The following is a 15,848-nucleotide window of genomic DNA, read 5'->3' on the forward strand; positions in this document are numbered from 1 at the left end:
GATCCTCGCTCGGCGTAGGATCGATCTCCCATTTACTCGGCTTCCAGTTCCACCAAAGCGCTGCCTTCGCCGACCATTTCGCCTTCCTGGCAATACAGCGCTTTGATCACTCCCGCATGGGGCGCGCGAATGCTGTGCTCCATCTTCATCGCCTCCAGCACCACCAGTTGCGCACCGGCCTCGACCGATTGCCCGGCCTCCACCAACACCCGCACGATGCTGCCGTTCATGGGCGCAGTCAGACCGCCCTGATGGCTGTGGCTGGCGTCGACGGCGCTGATCGGGTCATACGCCTGAATGCGCCGCAACTCGCCGTCCCATTGCAGGTACAGCGAATCGCCCTGGCGAATTGCCCGCAGGACACGGCGTACGCCATCGTGCTCGACCACCAGTGCTTCACCGGACAGTGTGGCGTTGCCTGAGCTATTCAGCGTCAGCGCCCGATCCTGGCCCTCGCAGCTCAAATGCAAAGTGACTTCTGCCGGCAGACCGGCGCGCAAACCACTGTTCAAGGCCCACGGCGACTCCGGATCATCCGCCCGAACAGTACCCGGCAAACTCTGCGCGAAAGCCTGTGCTGCGGTCTGCCAGAACTCATCGCTCAGCTCACCCGGAGCGGGCAGCAGCGTTTCCTGATAACGCGGAATAAACCCGGTATCCAGCTCCGCGGCGGCAAACGCGGGATGCGCGATGATCCGCCGCAGGAAGTTGATGTTGGTCTTCAAGCCGCCAATCGCGAACTCATCAAGCATGCTCAACAGCCGTAGGCGCGCCTGTTCGCGATCCTCGCCCCAGGCGATCAGCTTACCGAGCATCGGGTCGTAGAACGGCGAAATTTCATCGCCTTCTGCAACCCCGCTGTCCACCCGACGCCCAGGTCCTCCTGCCGATTCACGGTACAAATCCAGGCGACCGGTAGCCGGAAGGAAATCATTCGACGGATCTTCGGCATACAGGCGCACTTCAATCGCATGGCCATTGAGCGGCACCTGATCCTGGGTGATCGGCAGCGCTTCACCGCGCGCCACAAGAATCTGCCACGCCACCAGATCGAGGCCAGTGATCGCTTCGGTGACCGGGTGCTCGACCTGCAAGCGCGTGTTCATCTCCATGAAGAAGAATTCGCCACGCGCATCGAGCAGAAACTCGACGGTGCCGGCACCGACGTAACCGATCGCCTGCGCCGAACGCACGGCCGCTTCGCCCATGGCGCGGCGCAGTTCCGGGGTCAGGCCCGGGGCCGGGGCTTCTTCGACGACCTTCTGGTGCCGGCGCTGGATCGAGCAATCACGCTCGTTGAGGTACAGGCAGTTGCCATGCTGATCGGCGAACACCTGAATTTCCACATGGCGTGGTTTGAGCAGGTATTTCTCCACCAGCATCCGCGAATCGCCGAACGACGACTGCGCCTCACGCTGCGCCGAGGCCAGCGCTTCGGCCAGTTGGCTGACGTCCTCAACCACTTTCATACCTTTGCCGCCGCCACCGGCCGTGGCCTTGAGCAGCACCGGATAGCCAATGCGTGCGCAGGCATCGCGGAAGGTTTCGAGATCCTGCGCCTCGCCGTGATAGCCCGGCACCAGCGGCACACCGGCGGTTTCCATCAGCGCCTTGGCTGCGGATTTGCTGCCCATCGCGTCGATGGCCGAAGCGGGCGGGCCGAGGAAAATCAGCCCGGCCTGTTCAATGGCACGGGCGAAGCCGGCATTCTCCGACAGGAAACCGTAACCCGGGTGAATCGCCTGCGCGCCGCTGGCCTTGGCCGCTGCGATCAGTTTGTCGATTTGCAGATAGCTGTCGGCGGCTTTGCTGCCCCCGAGATCAACGCGGATATCCGCCTCCCGGCTGTGCCGCGCTTCGCGGTCGGTGGCACTGTGCACGGCGACGGTGGTCAGGCCCAGCGCCTTGGCGGTACGCATGACCCGGCAAGCGATTTCGCCACGGTTGGCCACCAGCAGGGTGGTGAGAACAGGTGCGCTCATCAACGCGGCTCCTTAGTGGTGGTTGCGGCTTGCCAGCTTGGCGCACGTTTTTGCAGAAAGGCGCGCAAGCCTTCCTGGCCTTCAGGGCTGACGCGGATGCGCGCGATGGCGTTTTCGGTGTAGCGGCGCAGCGCCGGGGTCAGCGCGCCGTTACCGACTTCGCGCAACAGATCCTTGCTGGCGCGCATCGCGGCCGGACTGTTGAGCAGCAGGTTGTCGATCCATTGCTCGACGGCTTGATCAAGCTCGGCGGCCGGGTAGCTGTCGGACAACAAACCGATTTCTCGCGCACGCTGCCCGCCGAAGCGCTCGGCAGTCAGCGCATAACGACGCGCGGCACGTTCGCCGATGGCCTGCACCACGAACGGACTGATCACCGCCGGTGCCAGGCCGATGCGCACTTCCGACAGACAGAATTGCGCGTCATCGGCGCCAATCGCCATGTCGCAGCAACTGATCAGCCCCAGCGCGCCGCCGAACGCCGCGCCCTGCACCACGGCCACGGTCGGGATTTTCAGCTTGGCGAGGTTGTACATCAGCTCCGCCAGTTCGCGGGCATCGTCCAGATTGGTGTGATAATCGAGCTCGGCCGATTGCTGCATCCACGCCAGATCGGCGCCGGCGCTGAAATGCTTGCCACGCCCGCGCACCAACAGGAAACGCAGGCTGGCGTCGCTGGCAACCTTGTCCAGTGCGAGGATCAGTTCGCGGATCATTTCGGCGTTGAACGCGTTGTTCTTTTCCGCACGGTTGAGCCACAGGGTGGCGAAACCCCGTGGGTCGTTGTGCAGTTCGAGGGTGTTGAAGTCGCTCATATTCTTCCGTCTCCACGGTTTCTGTGGGAGCGGGCTTGCTCGCGAAGACGGTCTGTCAGTTGCGGATACGTCGACTGATACACCGCTTTCGCGAGCAAGCCCGCTTTCGCGAGCAAGCCCGCTCCCACAAAAAAGCATCACATCCGGAACACGCCGAAGCGGCTCGGTTCGATAGGCGCGTTCAACGACGCGGACAAGGCCAGGGCCAGCACATCGCGGGTCTGCGCCGGGTCGATGACGCCGTCGTCCCACAGGCGTGCGCTGGAGTAGTAGGGGTGACCCTGCTCTTCGTACTGGTCGAGGATCGGTTGCTTGATCTCGGCTTCCTGCGCGGCGCTGAAGGTCTGGCCGCTGCGTTCGGCCTGCTCGCGCTTGACTTGCACCAACACGCCCGCAGCCTGCTCTGCGCCCATCACGCCGATGCGCGCATTCGGCCACATCCACAGGAAACGCGGATCGTAAGCGCGCCCGCACATGCCGTAGTTACCGGCGCCGAAGCTACCGCCGATGATCACGGTGAATTTCGGCACTTTGGCGCAGGCCACGGCGGTCACCAGTTTCGCGCCGTGCTTGGCGATGCCGCCGGCCTCGTATTTCTGGCCGACCATGAACCCGGTGATGTTCTGCAGGAACAGCAGCGGAATGCCGCGCTGGCAGGCCAGCTCGATGAAGTGCGCGCCTTTTTGCGCGGCTTCGGCGAAGAGGATGCCGTTGTTGGCGAGGATCGCGATCGGGTAGCCATGCAGGTGCGCAAAACCGCAGACCAGCGTGGTGCCGAACAGCGCCTTGAATTCATCGAACACCGAACCGTCGACCAGCCGCGCAATCACTTCGCGCACGTCGAATGGCTGTTTGGCGTCGGCCGAAACCACGCCATATAACTCGTCGCTGGCGTACAGCGGCGCAATCGGCGTGCGCTGCTGCACTTCGCCGAGCTTGCGCCAGTTGAGGTTGGCGACGCTGCGGCGGGCGAGGGCGAGGGCGTGTTCGTCGCTCTCGGCGTAATGGTCGGCCACGCCGGAAATCTTGCAGTGCACGTCGGCACCGCCGAGGTCTTCTGCGCTGACCACTTCACCGGTCGCGGCTTTCACCAGCGGTGGGCCGGCGAGGAAGATCGTCGCCTGATTGCGCACCATGATTGCTTCGTCCGCCATCGCCGGCACATAGGCACCGCCTGCGGTGCAGGAGCCCATGACCACGGCGATCTGCGGAATGCCCATCGCGCTCATGTTGGCCTGGTTGAAGAAGATCCGGCCAAAGTGCTCGCGATCCGGGAACACCTCGTCCTGACGCGGCAGATTGGCGCCGCCCGAGTCCACCAGATAGATGCACGGCAGGCGGTTCTGCTGGGCGATGGTCTGCGCGCGCAGGTGTTTTTTCACGGTCAGCGGGTAGTACGAGCCACCTTTCACCGTCGCGTCGTTGGCGACGATCATGCACTCGACGCCTTCGACCCGGCCGATCCCGGCAATCACCCCGGCGGCTGGCACGTCTTCGCCGTACACGGCGTGGGCGGCGAGCTGGCTGATCTCGAGAAACGGCGAGCCCGGATCGAGCAGGCGGTTGATGCGTTCGCGCGGCAGCAACTTGCCCCGCGAGGTGTGACGTTCCTGGGCTTTCGCGCCGCCGCCCTGCGCCACTTGGGCGAGCAGGGTGTGCAGCGCGTCGACCTGTTCAAGCATCGCCGCGCTGTTGGCGGCGAACTCCGCTGAGCGGGGGTTGAGCTGGGTATGCAGGATAGCCATGTGCAGCTCCGTTTAGCGGGTTTCGTTGAACAGTTCGCGGCCGATCAGCATGCGCCGGATCTCACTGGTGCCGGCGCCGATTTCGTACAGCTTGGCGTCACGCAGCAGACGTCCGGCCGGGAATTCGTTGATGTAGCCGTTGCCGCCAAGAATCTGGATCGCGTCGAGGGCCATTTGCGTGGCGCGCTCGGCGGTGTAGAGGATCACCCCGGCGGCGTCCTTGCGCGTGGTTTCGCCACGCTCGCAGGCCTGAGCGACTGCATACAGGTAGGCGCGGCTGGCGTTGAGCTGGGTGTACATGTCGGCGACTTTGCCCTGGATCAGCTGGAATTCGCCGATGCTCTGGCCGAACTGCTTGCGATCGTGGATGTACGGCACGATCAGGTCCATGCACGACTGCATGATCCCGGTCGGACCGCCGGACAGTACGACGCGCTCGTAATCGAGGCCGCTCATCAGCACTTTCACGCCACCGTTGAGCACACCGAGGATGTTTTCTTCCGGCACTTCGACGTCATCGAAGAACAGCTCGCAGGTGTTGGAACCGCGCATGCCGAGCTTGTCGAACTTGTTGCTGCGGCTGAAGCCTTTCCAGTCGCGCTCGACGATGAACGCGGTGATGCCGTGCGGGCCTTTTTCCAGGTCGGTCTTGGCGTAGATCACGTAGGTGTTGGCGTCAGGGCCGTTGGTGATCCAGGTCTTGCTGCCATTGAGCACGAAGCGGTCGCCGCGTTTGTCGGCGCGCAGTTTCATCGAGACCACGTCGGAACCGGCGTTCGGCTCGCTCATGGCGAGTGCACCAACGTGTTCGCCGCTGATCAGCTTCGGCAGGTATTTGGATTTCTGTTCGTGGTTGCCGTTGCGGTTGATCTGGTTGACGCAGAGATTGGAGTGCGCGCCGTAGGACAGCGCCACGGAAGCCGAGCCGCGGCTGATTTCTTCCATCGCCACCACGTGCGCCAGGTAACCCAGGCCCGCGCCGCCGTACTCTTCCGGCACGGTGATGCCGAGCAGGCCCATGTCACCGAATTTGCGCCACATGTCGGCCGGGAACAGGTTGTCGCGGTCGATCTGCGCGGCGCGTGGGGCGATCTGATCGGCGACGAAGGACTGAACCTGATCGCGCAGCATGTCGATGGTTTCACCGAGGGCGAAGTTCAGGGATGGGTAGCTCATGGGTCACCTTTTGGCTTTTTTGTAGGGTGGGGAGGGCGGTCGAACGGCTCTCACCTTTACGTTAACGTAAGCCTGTGACGAATGGCTGTCAATCACCCTTTACGTTAACGTCAACATAGGCGAGAGTAGGACCAGTTCAGGATTGAAGCGGAGTGCTTTTGGTGGGAGCGGGCTTGCTCGCGAATGCAGTGTGTCAGCCTATACATCTGGCGACTGATCCTCCCCATTCGCGAGCAAGCCCGCTCCCACCCGAAGCAAAATCCCGGTAAACCCACTAATAAAGACAATAGGGGTCATCATGGATCAACCCAGTGCAAACCCGCAGCGCAGCTATACCCGAGGCTCCCAGGACAAAGCCTTGCTGGCGATGACCATCGGGCAGAAGTTCGATCAGACTGTCGCGCAACACCCACACGGCGAGGCGCTGGTCGTAAGGCATCAGCAGTTGCGTTATACCTGGCAGCAACTGGCCGATAGCGTCGACCTGCACGCCAGAGCCTTGCTGGCGCTGGGTTTGCAGGCGGGAGATCGGCTCGGTATCTGGGCGCCGAACTGTGCACAGTGGTGCATCACGCAAATCGCCACGGCGAAGCTCGGCGTGATCCTGGTCAACATCAACCCGGCCTACCGCAGCTCCGAACTGGAATACGTGCTCAAGCAGTCCGGTTGCCAGTGGCTGGTGTGCGCCGGCGCTTTCAAGTCCTCCAACTACCACGCCATGCTGCAAGGGCTGGTACCGGAACTCGCAGAGCAATCCATCGGCCATTTGTGCAGCGAACGTCTGGCGGATTTGCGCGGGGTGATCAGCCTCGACGCACAGCCACCGTCGGGCTTCCTGCCGTGGTCGCAACTGGCCGATCTGGCGAGCAGAGTTTCGCCCGAACAACTGCGTGAACGCAGCGACAGTCTGCACTTCGATCAACCGGTGAACATCCAGTACACCTCCGGCACCACCGGTTTCCCCAAGGGCGCGACCCTCAGTCACTACAACATCCTCAACAACGGTTACATGGTCGGCGAAAGCATCGGCCTGACCCCGAGCGACCGCCTGGTGATCCCCGTGCCGCTGTATCACTGCTTCGGCATGGTCATGGGCAACCTCGGCTGCATCACCCACGCCAGCACCATGATTTATCCCAACGACGCGTTCGACCCGCTGCTGACCCTGCAAACTGTCGCCGAAGAACAAGCCACCGGCCTGTACGGTGTGCCAACCATGTTCATCGCCATGCTCGATCAGCCGCAGCGGGCCGAGTTCGACTTGTCGACCCTGCGCACCGGGATCATGGCCGGCGCCACTTGCCCGATCGAGGTAATGCGCCGGGTCATCAGCGAGATGCACATGAGCGAAGTGCAGATTGCCTACGGCATGACCGAGACCAGTCCGGTGTCGCTGCAGACCGGGCCGAACGATGAGCTGGAACTGCGCGTCACCACCGTCGGCCGCACCCAGCCGCAACTGGAAAGCAAAATCATCGACGAGGCGGGCAACCTGGTGCCGCGCGGCACCATCGGTGAGCTGTGCACCCGCGGTTACAGTGTGATGCTCGGTTACTGGAGCAACCCGCAAGCCACGGCCGAAGCCATCGACGAGGCCGGCTGGATGCACACCGGCGATCTGGCGAGCATGAACGATGAGGGTTACGTGAACATCGCCGGGCGCAACAAGGACATGATCATCCGTGGTGGCGAGAACGTTTATCCGCGTGAGCTGGAAGAGTTTTTCTTCACCCACCCGGCGGTGGCGGACGTACAAGTGATCGGCATTCCGTGCTCGCGTTACGGCGAGGAGATTGTCGCCTGGATCAAGTTCCATCCCGGCCACCATGCCACCGAACAAGAGCTGCAAGCGTGGTGCAAGGAACGCATCGCGCACTTCAAGACGCCGCGTTACTTCAAGTTCGTCGAAGAGTTCCCGATGACGGTGACGGGGAAGATCCAGAAATTCCGGATGCGCGAGATCAGTATCGAGGAGCTCCGCGAAAAGCAGGCCTGACACAATCAAATGTGGGAGCGGGCTTGCTCGCGAATGCGGTGTATCAGATACAAATTTGTCGCCTGACACTCAGCATTCGCGAGCAAGCCCGCTCCCACAGGGAATCTGTGATGTTTTCAGGAATCACAGAAAGCACAAAGGGGAGCCGAAGCTCCCCTTTAATTTTGTCGTCGCGTGCTCTTTTTTATTATTGAGGGGCGGTCTGTTGTTGTTTTTGGCAACCGTGGCCCTTTACCGCTGTTTTTGGCGACCCCCATCCGGGGTCAAGAGCAAACGTATTTTTTTGAGCGCTGATCTGCTTTCTCGTTAAACGATCCAACCGATTCGGGAGCTACCTGAAGGTAGTTTTATTGTTCTCTGCCCGGTTGCGGGTCACTCCTGAGAGCACCCTGAAAAGCACACCTTCTCCAAAAAAATCTGTTAGCTGCGTCTCTGCCGTGTTGTTTTTGTTATGTCAGAGTCGGTACGTCTTATTTTTATTGGTTTGCTGCTTTTTATTCTTGTTATGCCATAGAGATAGCAGAAGCCGTGCCAACTTTTTAAATCCCTTGTAAATCAATGCCTTGAGATTTTTGAAGGATTTTTCCTTCAGGGCAAACCAGACAATTTGTTTCCGTGTTACTCGACTACGCCCACGTTTCGGACACAGCGGTAACACCTTCGCCCTCACTGGGCGTTACGGGCCTTGGCCACACGCGAACCGCTCGGGCGACCGAGCACCGCGCTGATCTGCTGACCCGCCGCAATCAGGGCGTCGAGGTCGATACCGGTCTCGATGCCCAGGCCGTTGAGCAGGTACACCACGTCTTCGGTGGCGACGTTACCGCTCGCGCCTTTGGCGTACGGGCAGCCGCCGAGGCCGGCGATAGAGCTGTCGAACACCGCGATGCCTTCCAGCAGGCTGGCATAGATGTTGGCCATCGCCTGGCCGTAGGTGTCGTGGAAGTGCCCGGCGAGTTTTTCCCGTGGCACTTGCGCCGACACCACTTCGAACAACCGCCGGGTCGCGCCGGCGGTGCCGGTGCCGATGGTGTCGCCGAGGGACACTTCGTAGCAGCCCATCGCATACAACTCGCGGGCGACCATCGCCACTTGTTCCGGTGCGACCTCGCCTTCATAAGGGCAACCGAGCACGCAGGACACGTAACCGCGCACGGTAACGCCGTGCTGTTTCGCGGCCTCCATGATCGGTGCGAAGCGCGCCAGGCTTTCGCTGATCGAGCAGTTGATGTTGCGCTGCGAGAACGCCTCGGACGCCGCAGCGAACACCGCGACTTCTTTCACGCCGGCAGCCAGCGCATCTTCAAATCCGCGCAGGTTCGGCGCCAGTGCGCCGTAGGTCACACCGGGTTTGCGCTGGATCTGCGCAAACACTTCGGCGGATCCGGCCATCTGCGGCACCCATTTCGGCGAGACAAAACTGCCGACTTCGATATAACCAAGGCCGGCGGCGCTCAGGGCGTCGACCAGTTGCACCTTGTCAGCCACGCTGATCGGTTGGGCTTCGTTCTGCAGGCCATCGCGCGGGCCGACTTCGATCAGGCGTACTTGGGAGGGGAGGGACATGGGTTGACCTGCTCTTCTGGATTCGAGGAGATCCCCTGTAGGAGTGAGCCTGCTCGCGATAGCGGTGAGTCAGTTAATATTTGCTCGACTGACACACCGCTATCGCGAGCAGGCTCACTCCTACAAGGGATTTGTGTTGTTTACTAGCTCGCCTGCTGGCCCTTGAGCGTCTGCTCCAACGCCTGCACGCAGCGCTCTTCAGCGGTGTCGAGTTCCAGCTTCATCTGTTCGATGTCGAGCAACTGCTGCTCAAGCTGTTCGCGGCGTTCGCTGATTTTCGCCAGCATGCTGTTGAGCTGTTTGGTGTTACCGCTGGACGGGTCGTAGAGTTCGATCAATTCGCGGCATTCGGCCAACGAAAAGCCGATGCGCTTGCCACGCAGGATCAGCTTCAGGCTGACCTTGTCGCGCGGCGAGTAGATGCGTTCCTGGCCACGGCGCTCAGGGCTGAGCAGGCCTTGTTCTTCATAAAAGCGGATCGCCCGGGTGGTGATGTCCAGCTCGCGGGCGAGGTCGGAAATGCTGTAGGTCTGGCTGCTCATGAAAGCGCTCGGAAAAAGGTCTTGGCGCTAAGCTAATGGCGAGTTGACGTTTACGTCAAGAAGGATGATCTGCGGTGTTCTTGTGGGCCTCATCGCGAGCAGGCTCACTCCTACAATTGAAACGCGGTCGTATGTAGGAGTGAGCCTGCTCGCGATGCCAGCGACTCGGTGCAAAGACTTACACCTTGTCCAGCTTCTTCTCCTGCGCTGCCACCTGCTGGCACAACTCGATGATCTGCTCGCGCATCCAGCGATTTGCTGGGTCCTGGTCGGTGCTTTCATGCCAGTACAGGTGAGTCTCCAGCGGCGGCACGTCGTTGACTGGCAGGTTGAACGCATGCAGGTCATTACGCCGGGCAAAGCGCTCGGGTACCGTCATCACCATGTCGGTCTGCTGCATGACCTGCGACGCCATCAGATAATGCTGCGAGCGCAGGGCGATCTTGCGCTGAATGCCCATTTTGCCCAGCGCCAGATCCACATAGCCCAGCCCGCTGCGGCGACTGGATATATGGATGTGGGTCAGCGACAGATAGTCATCCAGCGACAGTTTCTCCTTGCCCGCCAGCGGATGGCCCTTGCGCATCGCACAGACGTAACGGTCTTCCATCAGCTTGACGTGGCGCACCTGCGGGTCGGTGTTGAGCGGGGCATCGACGGCAAAATCCAGGCGTCCGGCAGCCAGTTCCTTGGTGGTCTCGCGGCGTTTGGACAGAAAGCTCTCGATGATCACCGTCGGCGCCAGACGCCGCAAACGCTGGAACAGCGGCGGCAGAATCACTGCCTCAGTGAGGTCGGTCATGCTGATGCGATAAGTCTTCACCGCTTGGGCCGGGTTGAAAATCCGGCTCTCCTGCACCGACACCCGCAGCAACGACAGCGCGTTGCGCACCGGGCCGATGATGTTCTGTGCCATCGGCGTCGGCACCATGCCCTGCGCGGTGCGCACGAACAGCGGATCGTTGAAGGTCTCGCGCAACCGCGCCAACGCGTTGGACACCGCCGGCTGGGTAATCCCGACAATCTGCCCGGCGCGGGTCAGGTTGGCTTCGGTGTAGATCGCGTCGAAGACGATGAAAAGGTTGAGGTCGACCTTACTCAGATTCATAACGCGGCTTCTCTTGTTCTAGGGGCTGACGATCAGCGGATCATATATCGGTGATGAATGTTTATACACGCCGAGAATAGGCTAGGTAAATTATCAGCGCTGTTCTAGCATCGATTGCATGATCTGAACAACCTCTGCCTAAAGAAGGTAATTGCTCATGGATTTCGCTTATTCGCCCAAGGTGCAAGAACTGCGTGAGCGCGTGACCGCGTTCATGGACACTTACGTTTACCCGGCCGAAGCCGTGTTCGAACGCCAGGTTGCCGAGGGTGATCGCTGGCAGCCGACCGCGATCATGGAAGAGCTCAAAGCCAAGGCCAAGGCCGAAGGGCTGTGGAATCTGTTCCTGCCTGAGTCGGAACTCGGCGCTGGCCTGACCAACCTTGAATATGCACCGCTGGCAGAAATCATGGGCCGTTCGCTGTTGGGGCCGGAGCCGTTCAACTGCTCGGCGCCGGACACCGGCAACATGGAAGTGCTGGTGCGCTACGCCAACGAAGAGCAGAAACAGCGCTGGCTCGAACCGCTGCTGCGCGGCGAGATCCGCTCGGCGTTCGCCATGACCGAGCCGGACGTGGCCTCGTCCGACGCCACCAACATGGCCGCCCGCGCCGTGCATGATGGCGATGAATGGGTGATCAACGGCAAGAAATGGTGGACTTCCGGCGCCTGCGATCCGCGCTGCAAGATTCTGATCTTCATGGGCCTGAGCAACCCTGACGCACCGCGCCATGCGCAGCACTCGATGATCCTGGTGCCGGTCGACACCCCCGGGGTGAAAATCGTCCGCCCGCTGCCGGTATTCGGCTACGACGATGCACCGCACGGCCACGCCGAAGTGCTGTTCGACAACGTGCGCGTGCCTTACGAAAACGTCCTGCTCGGCGAAGGTCGCGGCTTCGAAATAGCTCAGGGTCGCCTAGGTCCAGGGCGGATTCACCACTGCATGCGCTCGATCGGCATGGCTGAACGTGCGTTGGAATTGATGTGCAAGCGCTCGGTGAGTCGCACCGCGTTTGGCAAGCCGTTGGCGCGTCTGGGCGGTAATGTCGACAAGATCGCCGACTCGCGGATGGAAATCGACATGGCCCGTCTGCTGACCCTGAAAGCGGCGTACATGATGGACACCGTCGGCAACAAAGTGGCGAAGAGCGAGATCGCGCAGATCAAGGTCGTCGCGCCGAACGTGGCGCTGCGGGTGATCGACCGGGCGATCCAGATCCACGGCGGGGCCGGGGTCTCCAACGATTTTCCGCTGGCCTACATGTACGCCATGCAGCGCACCCTGCGCCTGGCTGACGGCCCGGACGAAGTGCACCGCGCGGCGATCGGCAAGTTCGAGATCGGCAAGTATGTGCCGAAGGAAATGCTGCGCAGCGGTCATTAAGACCGCGTCGCCGGCTTCGCGAGCAAGCCCGCTCCCACATTCGACCGCATCCCGACTAGAAGAATGCGATCAAAAGTGGGAGCGGGCTTGCTCGCGAAGGGGCCCATGCATCCAGCACACCTGCATCAGATTCAGTACACCCAAACCTCAACCCGCCGATTCTTGATCCTGCCTTCATCCGCACTGTTCGCCGCCACCGGCATCAACGCGCCAAACCCGCGCACTTCGCGCATCACCACGCCGTTCTTCACCAATTCACGGCGCACCGCCATCGCCCGCAGCTTTGACAGCAGGTCGGCGCGGGCCGGATCGTCTTTCTCGTCGCCAAACCCCACCAGCGTCACCGCGCGCTCGGTCTTGTCATGGCGCTGTATATAGTCGAGCACCCGCGCCAGATCCTGCCGCGCCTTGTTGTCGAGGCTGGCGCTGCCTTCTTCGAAACGGAAATTCACCGTCAGACGCTGGGCATGGCGGCTGAGGGATTGATAACCCTCGGGCATCAGCGCATTCGGTGTCACGGTCATCGCGTGCACGGTCTGGCTGATGAAGCCGTTGGCCGCAACAATCTTCTGGCCCTGTGGGCTTTGCGCAAACGCCACCAGTGCCGATGCCCACGGATTCTGGTTGCCCGGCGGCAGATAAAAGAACAGGCGCCGCGACAGCGGATAGTCCTCAGTGGCAATCAGGCTGTTGAGCGGCAACATCGATTGCGATGCGCCGTCGGCAATCGCCACGGCTTTGGCCTGACGCACATACGGCAGACCGATGAAACCGATACCCTGCGGATCACTGCTCACCGCGTCGGACAATTGCTCGCTGGATTCGAAGCGTTTCGCACTGGAACTCAGACTTTTCCCACGCCGACCCAGCACCAGTTCCTTGAACGTGTCGTAAGTGCCGGACTGATCATCCCGCGCATATAAATGAATCGCGCCGCCGCGACCGCCGAGGTCTTCCCAGGTTTTCACCTCACCGCTGAAGACCCGCGCCAGTTGCTCTGTGTCCAGTTGCTGCAGTGGGTTGCCGGGGTGAAGGATGATCGCCAGGCCGTCGATGGCAATCACCTGCTCGGCGGCGGCGCTTTTCAGATCGCCGAGCGCTTGCAGGCTGAGCAGTTCGCTGTCCTTGATCGGTCGGGAGGAGGCGGCGAGGTCGGCACTGGCGCTTTTCAGCGAAGTGAAACCGGTGCTGGAACCGTGGGCGGCGACTTCCACCACCACCCGTTTGCCTTGGGCAGTCTGGCCGACGATGTGTTGTTCGTTGGCGGTGTCGGGGTTCTCGCGGTGAATTTTCAGCAGGCCCTGGTCCTGCAGAAAGCCTTCAACCAACGCCGGGCCAAGATCGGCGCCAATGGTGTTGGAACCCTGAATGCGCAATGCCGGGCCATTTTCAGGGATGGGCAGGGTGGCGGCACTGACCGTCAGCCATGCACTCGACAGAAAAGCGAACAGAACACGCAGGGTCATGCCGGCACCGAATCAGGCCAAGGGGATTGCCGGGGAGATTAAGTCAGGCGCATGACCAAAACATGACAGGGATCCAATGTAGGAGTGAGCCTGTGGTGAGGGGATTTATCCCCGATGGTTGGCGAAGCCGACCCAAAATCTTCATTTCGATCTATTAGAGACGACTGGGGCCGCTTCGCAGCCCATCGGGGATAAATCCCCTCACCACAGGCTCACTCCTACAGGGAGAAGCGTTGTGAATCAGCTCAACTCAAGCCAGATCGGCGCATGATCCGACGGTTTTTCCATGCCGCGCAGTTCATAGTCCACGCCCGCATCCTTGACCCTTGGCAGCAAACCATGGGACGCCAGGATCACGTCAATCCGCAGCCCGCGCTTCGGTTCGTCTTCAAAACCACGGCTGCGATAGTCGAACCAGCTGAACATGTCGGTCACGTCCGGGTTCAAGTGGCGATAGCTGTCGGTCAGGCCCCAGTTTTTCAGGCGGGCCATCCACTCGCGCTCTTCCGGCAGGAAGCTGCATTTGCCAGTTTTCAACCAGCGCTTCATGTTGTCCGGGCCGATGCCGATGTCGCAGTCCTCCGGGGAAATGTTCACATCGCCCATCACCACCAGCGGCTGTTCGTTGTGGAACTGGCTTTCCAGCAGGGTTTGCAGGTCGCTGTAGAAGCGTTGTTTGGCCGGGAATTTGGTCGGGTGGTCGCGGCTTTCGCCCTGCGGGAAGTAGCCGTTCATGATGGTCACCGGCACGCCATTGGCGTCGGCGAAGGTGCCCCAGATAAAGCGGCGCTGCGCGTCTTCTTCATCGCTGGCGAAGCCTTTGTGGATCGCGATCGGTTCTTTGCGCGAAAGCAGGGCGACGCCGTAATGGCCTTTCTGACCGTGGAAATAAACGTGATAGCCCAGCGCACGCACTTCTTCCAGCGGGAACTGGTCGTCGTGAACCTTGGTTTCCTGCAGGCCGATCACGTCCGGCTGATGCTTTTCGATCAGCGCTGCCAGCTGATGCGGACGGGCGCGCAGTCCGTTGATGTTGAAGGAAACAATCTTCATGGTCGGCAGTCCTGGCAAAAGGGCGATGCTAGCTGACATGTGGGATGGGGGCCAGTGTGGGGTGGGAGAAATCATTTTTGTCTGTGGGATGTGGGTTGCCCGAGCTGACGCCATCGCGAGCAGGCTCACTCCTACAATTTGGAATGCGTACCCCTGTAGGAGTGAGCCTGCTCGCGATTGACGGCCGCCCGGTCGATGAAGAGTCTGGCTTGGTCTATACCTGTGGGGAACTGCGCCACCCGCAAAAGGTTCGTACCATCAAGAGCGCAGTCATTTGAGCCGCGCCCCGGGGGAGAATCACCGTCATGCCTGAAACCCAGACCGCCATCGCCGACATCCACATGCTCGACCGCGGTTACTCGCGCGAAGCCCGATCGCTGCTGTATCAGGCCTATCGCCACGAGCCGACCTTCGGTTACTTGTTCGAGGCCGAGCGGCCGGGTTACGAGCAGCGCGTGCGGGCCACGGTGCGGGAACTGGTCAAACAGCACTTTCTGCAGGATCAGCCGGCCATCGGCCTGTTGGTCAACGACCGGCTGATCGGCATCGCCCTGATCGCGCCGCCGCAGCGTCGCCTGGGCATCACCGAAAGTTGGGCATGGCGCCTGCGCATGGTGCTCAGCACCGGATTCCGCTGCACCCGGCGTTATCTGGAATACCACGATGCGGTGGCCGCCTGCGTGCCCAGCGACTCCGTGCACATGCTGCCGCTGCTGGGGATTCATCCGCAGTTTCAGGGCAAACACTTCGGCGAGCAGTTGCTGACCGCCGTGCATAACTGGTGCGCAGTGGACGAAACCTCGCAAGGCGTGGTGCTCGACACCGGCAACCCGCGCTACCTGGAATTCTACAAACGTCAGGGTTATGAGGAGATCGGCGAAGTGGCCGTCGGCCCGGTGCGCGAGCACGTGTTTTTCCACGCCAATCCGCAGGTGTTACAAACTGCAACGGCTTAGCCATAGAACTTTTTCGGAAATTTCCTGTTCTATCACGCTCCCAAGCCCGTGATAGC

12 protein-coding genes are annotated in these 15,848 nt (G+C 61.2%); 3 read left to right on the forward strand and 9 right to left on the reverse strand.

From position 1 onward, the window contains the following. Positions 1–32 precede the first annotated feature (32 nt). The 4 genes from E3Z29_RS13285 to E3Z29_RS13300 form a co-directional block, all read right to left on the reverse strand. Positions 33–1,982 (reverse strand): acetyl/propionyl/methylcrotonyl-CoA carboxylase subunit alpha, encoded by a 1,950-nt coding sequence (locus E3Z29_RS13285; protein WP_134785979.1) that lies wholly within the window; start codon positions 1,980–1,982, stop codon positions 33–35. After that, positions 1,982–2,797, reverse strand: coding sequence for a gamma-carboxygeranoyl-CoA hydratase (locus E3Z29_RS13290; RefSeq protein WP_098968120.1), 816 nt, complete (start codon positions 2,795–2,797; stop codon positions 1,982–1,984). The genes E3Z29_RS13285 and E3Z29_RS13290 overlap by 1 nt, the downstream gene beginning before the upstream one ends. Positions 2,798–2,934: 137 nt before the next feature. Then, a complete protein-coding gene (locus E3Z29_RS13295) occupies positions 2,935–4,542 on the reverse strand; it encodes a carboxyl transferase domain-containing protein (protein ID WP_134785980.1) in 1,608 nt (535 codons plus the stop codon). Between the two features lie 12 nt (positions 4,543–4,554). Continuing rightward, positions 4,555–5,718, reverse strand: coding sequence for an isovaleryl-CoA dehydrogenase (locus tag E3Z29_RS13300; RefSeq protein WP_007961115.1), 1,164 nt, complete (start codon positions 5,716–5,718; stop codon positions 4,555–4,557). 298 nt (positions 5,719–6,016) lie between these two features. On the opposite strand from E3Z29_RS13300, the gene E3Z29_RS13305 reads away from it, so the two are divergent. After that, entirely contained in the window at positions 6,017–7,714 is a 1,698-nt protein-coding gene (locus E3Z29_RS13305; RefSeq protein WP_134785981.1) for an AMP-binding protein, read from the forward strand. A 666-nt stretch (positions 7,715–8,380) separates the two neighbouring features. On the opposite strand, the gene E3Z29_RS13310 is transcribed toward E3Z29_RS13305, so the two are convergent. The 3 genes from E3Z29_RS13310 to E3Z29_RS13325 all read right to left on the reverse strand — a co-directional run bounded on the left by E3Z29_RS13310 (position 8,381) and on the right by E3Z29_RS13325 (position 10,930). After that, on the reverse strand, positions 8,381–9,280 hold the full coding sequence (locus E3Z29_RS13310; RefSeq protein WP_027614624.1) for a hydroxymethylglutaryl-CoA lyase: 900 nt from the start codon (positions 9,278–9,280) through the stop codon (positions 8,381–8,383). Between the two features lie 143 nt (positions 9,281–9,423). Next, on the reverse strand, positions 9,424–9,822 hold the full coding sequence (locus E3Z29_RS13320) for a MerR family DNA-binding transcriptional regulator (protein ID WP_098968123.1): 399 nt from the start codon (positions 9,820–9,822) through the stop codon (positions 9,424–9,426). Between the two features lie 178 nt (positions 9,823–10,000). Beyond that, positions 10,001–10,930 (reverse strand): LysR family transcriptional regulator, encoded by a 930-nt coding sequence (locus E3Z29_RS13325; RefSeq protein ID WP_027614626.1) that lies wholly within the window; start codon positions 10,928–10,930, stop codon positions 10,001–10,003. Positions 10,931–11,087: 157 nt separating this feature from the next. Between E3Z29_RS13325 and E3Z29_RS13330 the strand changes: the two genes are divergently transcribed. Next, positions 11,088–12,317, forward strand: a complete 1,230-nt coding sequence (locus E3Z29_RS13330; protein WP_134785982.1) for an acyl-CoA dehydrogenase — start codon at positions 11,088–11,090, stop codon at positions 12,315–12,317. A gap of 131 nt (positions 12,318–12,448) precedes the next feature. On the opposite strand, the gene E3Z29_RS13335 is transcribed toward E3Z29_RS13330, so the two are convergent. Together E3Z29_RS13335 and xthA are read right to left on the reverse strand one after the other, a co-directional pair. Then, a complete protein-coding gene (locus tag E3Z29_RS13335; protein WP_134785983.1) occupies positions 12,449–13,783 on the reverse strand; it encodes a substrate-binding domain-containing protein in 1,335 nt (444 codons plus the stop codon). A 240-nt stretch (positions 13,784–14,023) separates the two neighbouring features. Continuing rightward, positions 14,024–14,836, reverse strand: a complete 813-nt coding sequence (gene xthA / locus E3Z29_RS13340) for an exodeoxyribonuclease III (RefSeq protein ID WP_027614628.1) — start codon at positions 14,834–14,836, stop codon at positions 14,024–14,026. 305 nt (positions 14,837–15,141) lie between these two features. On the opposite strand from xthA, the gene E3Z29_RS13345 reads away from it, so the two are divergent. Then, on the forward strand, positions 15,142–15,792 hold the full coding sequence (locus tag E3Z29_RS13345) for an N-acetyltransferase (RefSeq protein WP_007961094.1): 651 nt from the start codon (positions 15,142–15,144) through the stop codon (positions 15,790–15,792). Positions 15,793–15,848 lie beyond the last annotated feature (56 nt).

Source organism: Pseudomonas sp. S150 (assembly GCF_004526365.1).
In the GTDB taxonomy this organism is placed as follows: domain Bacteria; phylum Pseudomonadota; class Gammaproteobacteria; order Pseudomonadales; family Pseudomonadaceae; genus Aquipseudomonas; species Aquipseudomonas putida_A.

Bases quoted from the DNA above. Each gene is read 5' to 3' on its own strand.
- E3Z29_RS13285 (WP_134785979.1), bottom strand. From the start codon at position 1,982: ATGAGCGCACCTGTTCTCACCACCCTGCTGGTGGCCAACCGTGGCGAA.
- E3Z29_RS13290 (WP_098968120.1), bottom strand. From the start codon at position 2,797: ATGAGCGACTTCAACACCCTCGAACTGCACAACGACCCACGGGGTTTC.
- E3Z29_RS13295 (WP_134785980.1), bottom strand. From the start codon at position 4,542: ATGGCTATCCTGCATACCCAGCTCAACCCCCGCTCAGCGGAGTTCGCC.
- E3Z29_RS13300 (WP_007961115.1), bottom strand. From the start codon at position 5,718: ATGAGCTACCCATCCCTGAACTTCGCCCTCGGTGAAACCATCGACATG.
- E3Z29_RS13305 (WP_134785981.1), top strand. From the start codon at position 6,017: ATGGATCAACCCAGTGCAAACCCGCAGCGCAGCTATACCCGAGGCTCC.
- E3Z29_RS13310 (WP_027614624.1), bottom strand. From the start codon at position 9,280: ATGTCCCTCCCCTCCCAAGTACGCCTGATCGAAGTCGGCCCGCGCGAT.
- E3Z29_RS13320 (WP_098968123.1), bottom strand. From the start codon at position 9,822: ATGAGCAGCCAGACCTACAGCATTTCCGACCTCGCCCGCGAGCTGGAC.
- E3Z29_RS13325 (WP_027614626.1), bottom strand. From the start codon at position 10,930: ATGAATCTGAGTAAGGTCGACCTCAACCTTTTCATCGTCTTCGACGCG.
- E3Z29_RS13330 (WP_134785982.1), top strand. From the start codon at position 11,088: ATGGATTTCGCTTATTCGCCCAAGGTGCAAGAACTGCGTGAGCGCGTG.
- E3Z29_RS13335 (WP_134785983.1), bottom strand. From the start codon at position 13,783: ATGACCCTGCGTGTTCTGTTCGCTTTTCTGTCGAGTGCATGGCTGACG.
- xthA (WP_027614628.1), bottom strand. From the start codon at position 14,836: ATGAAGATTGTTTCCTTCAACATCAACGGACTGCGCGCCCGTCCGCAT.
- E3Z29_RS13345 (WP_007961094.1), top strand. From the start codon at position 15,142: ATGCCTGAAACCCAGACCGCCATCGCCGACATCCACATGCTCGACCGC.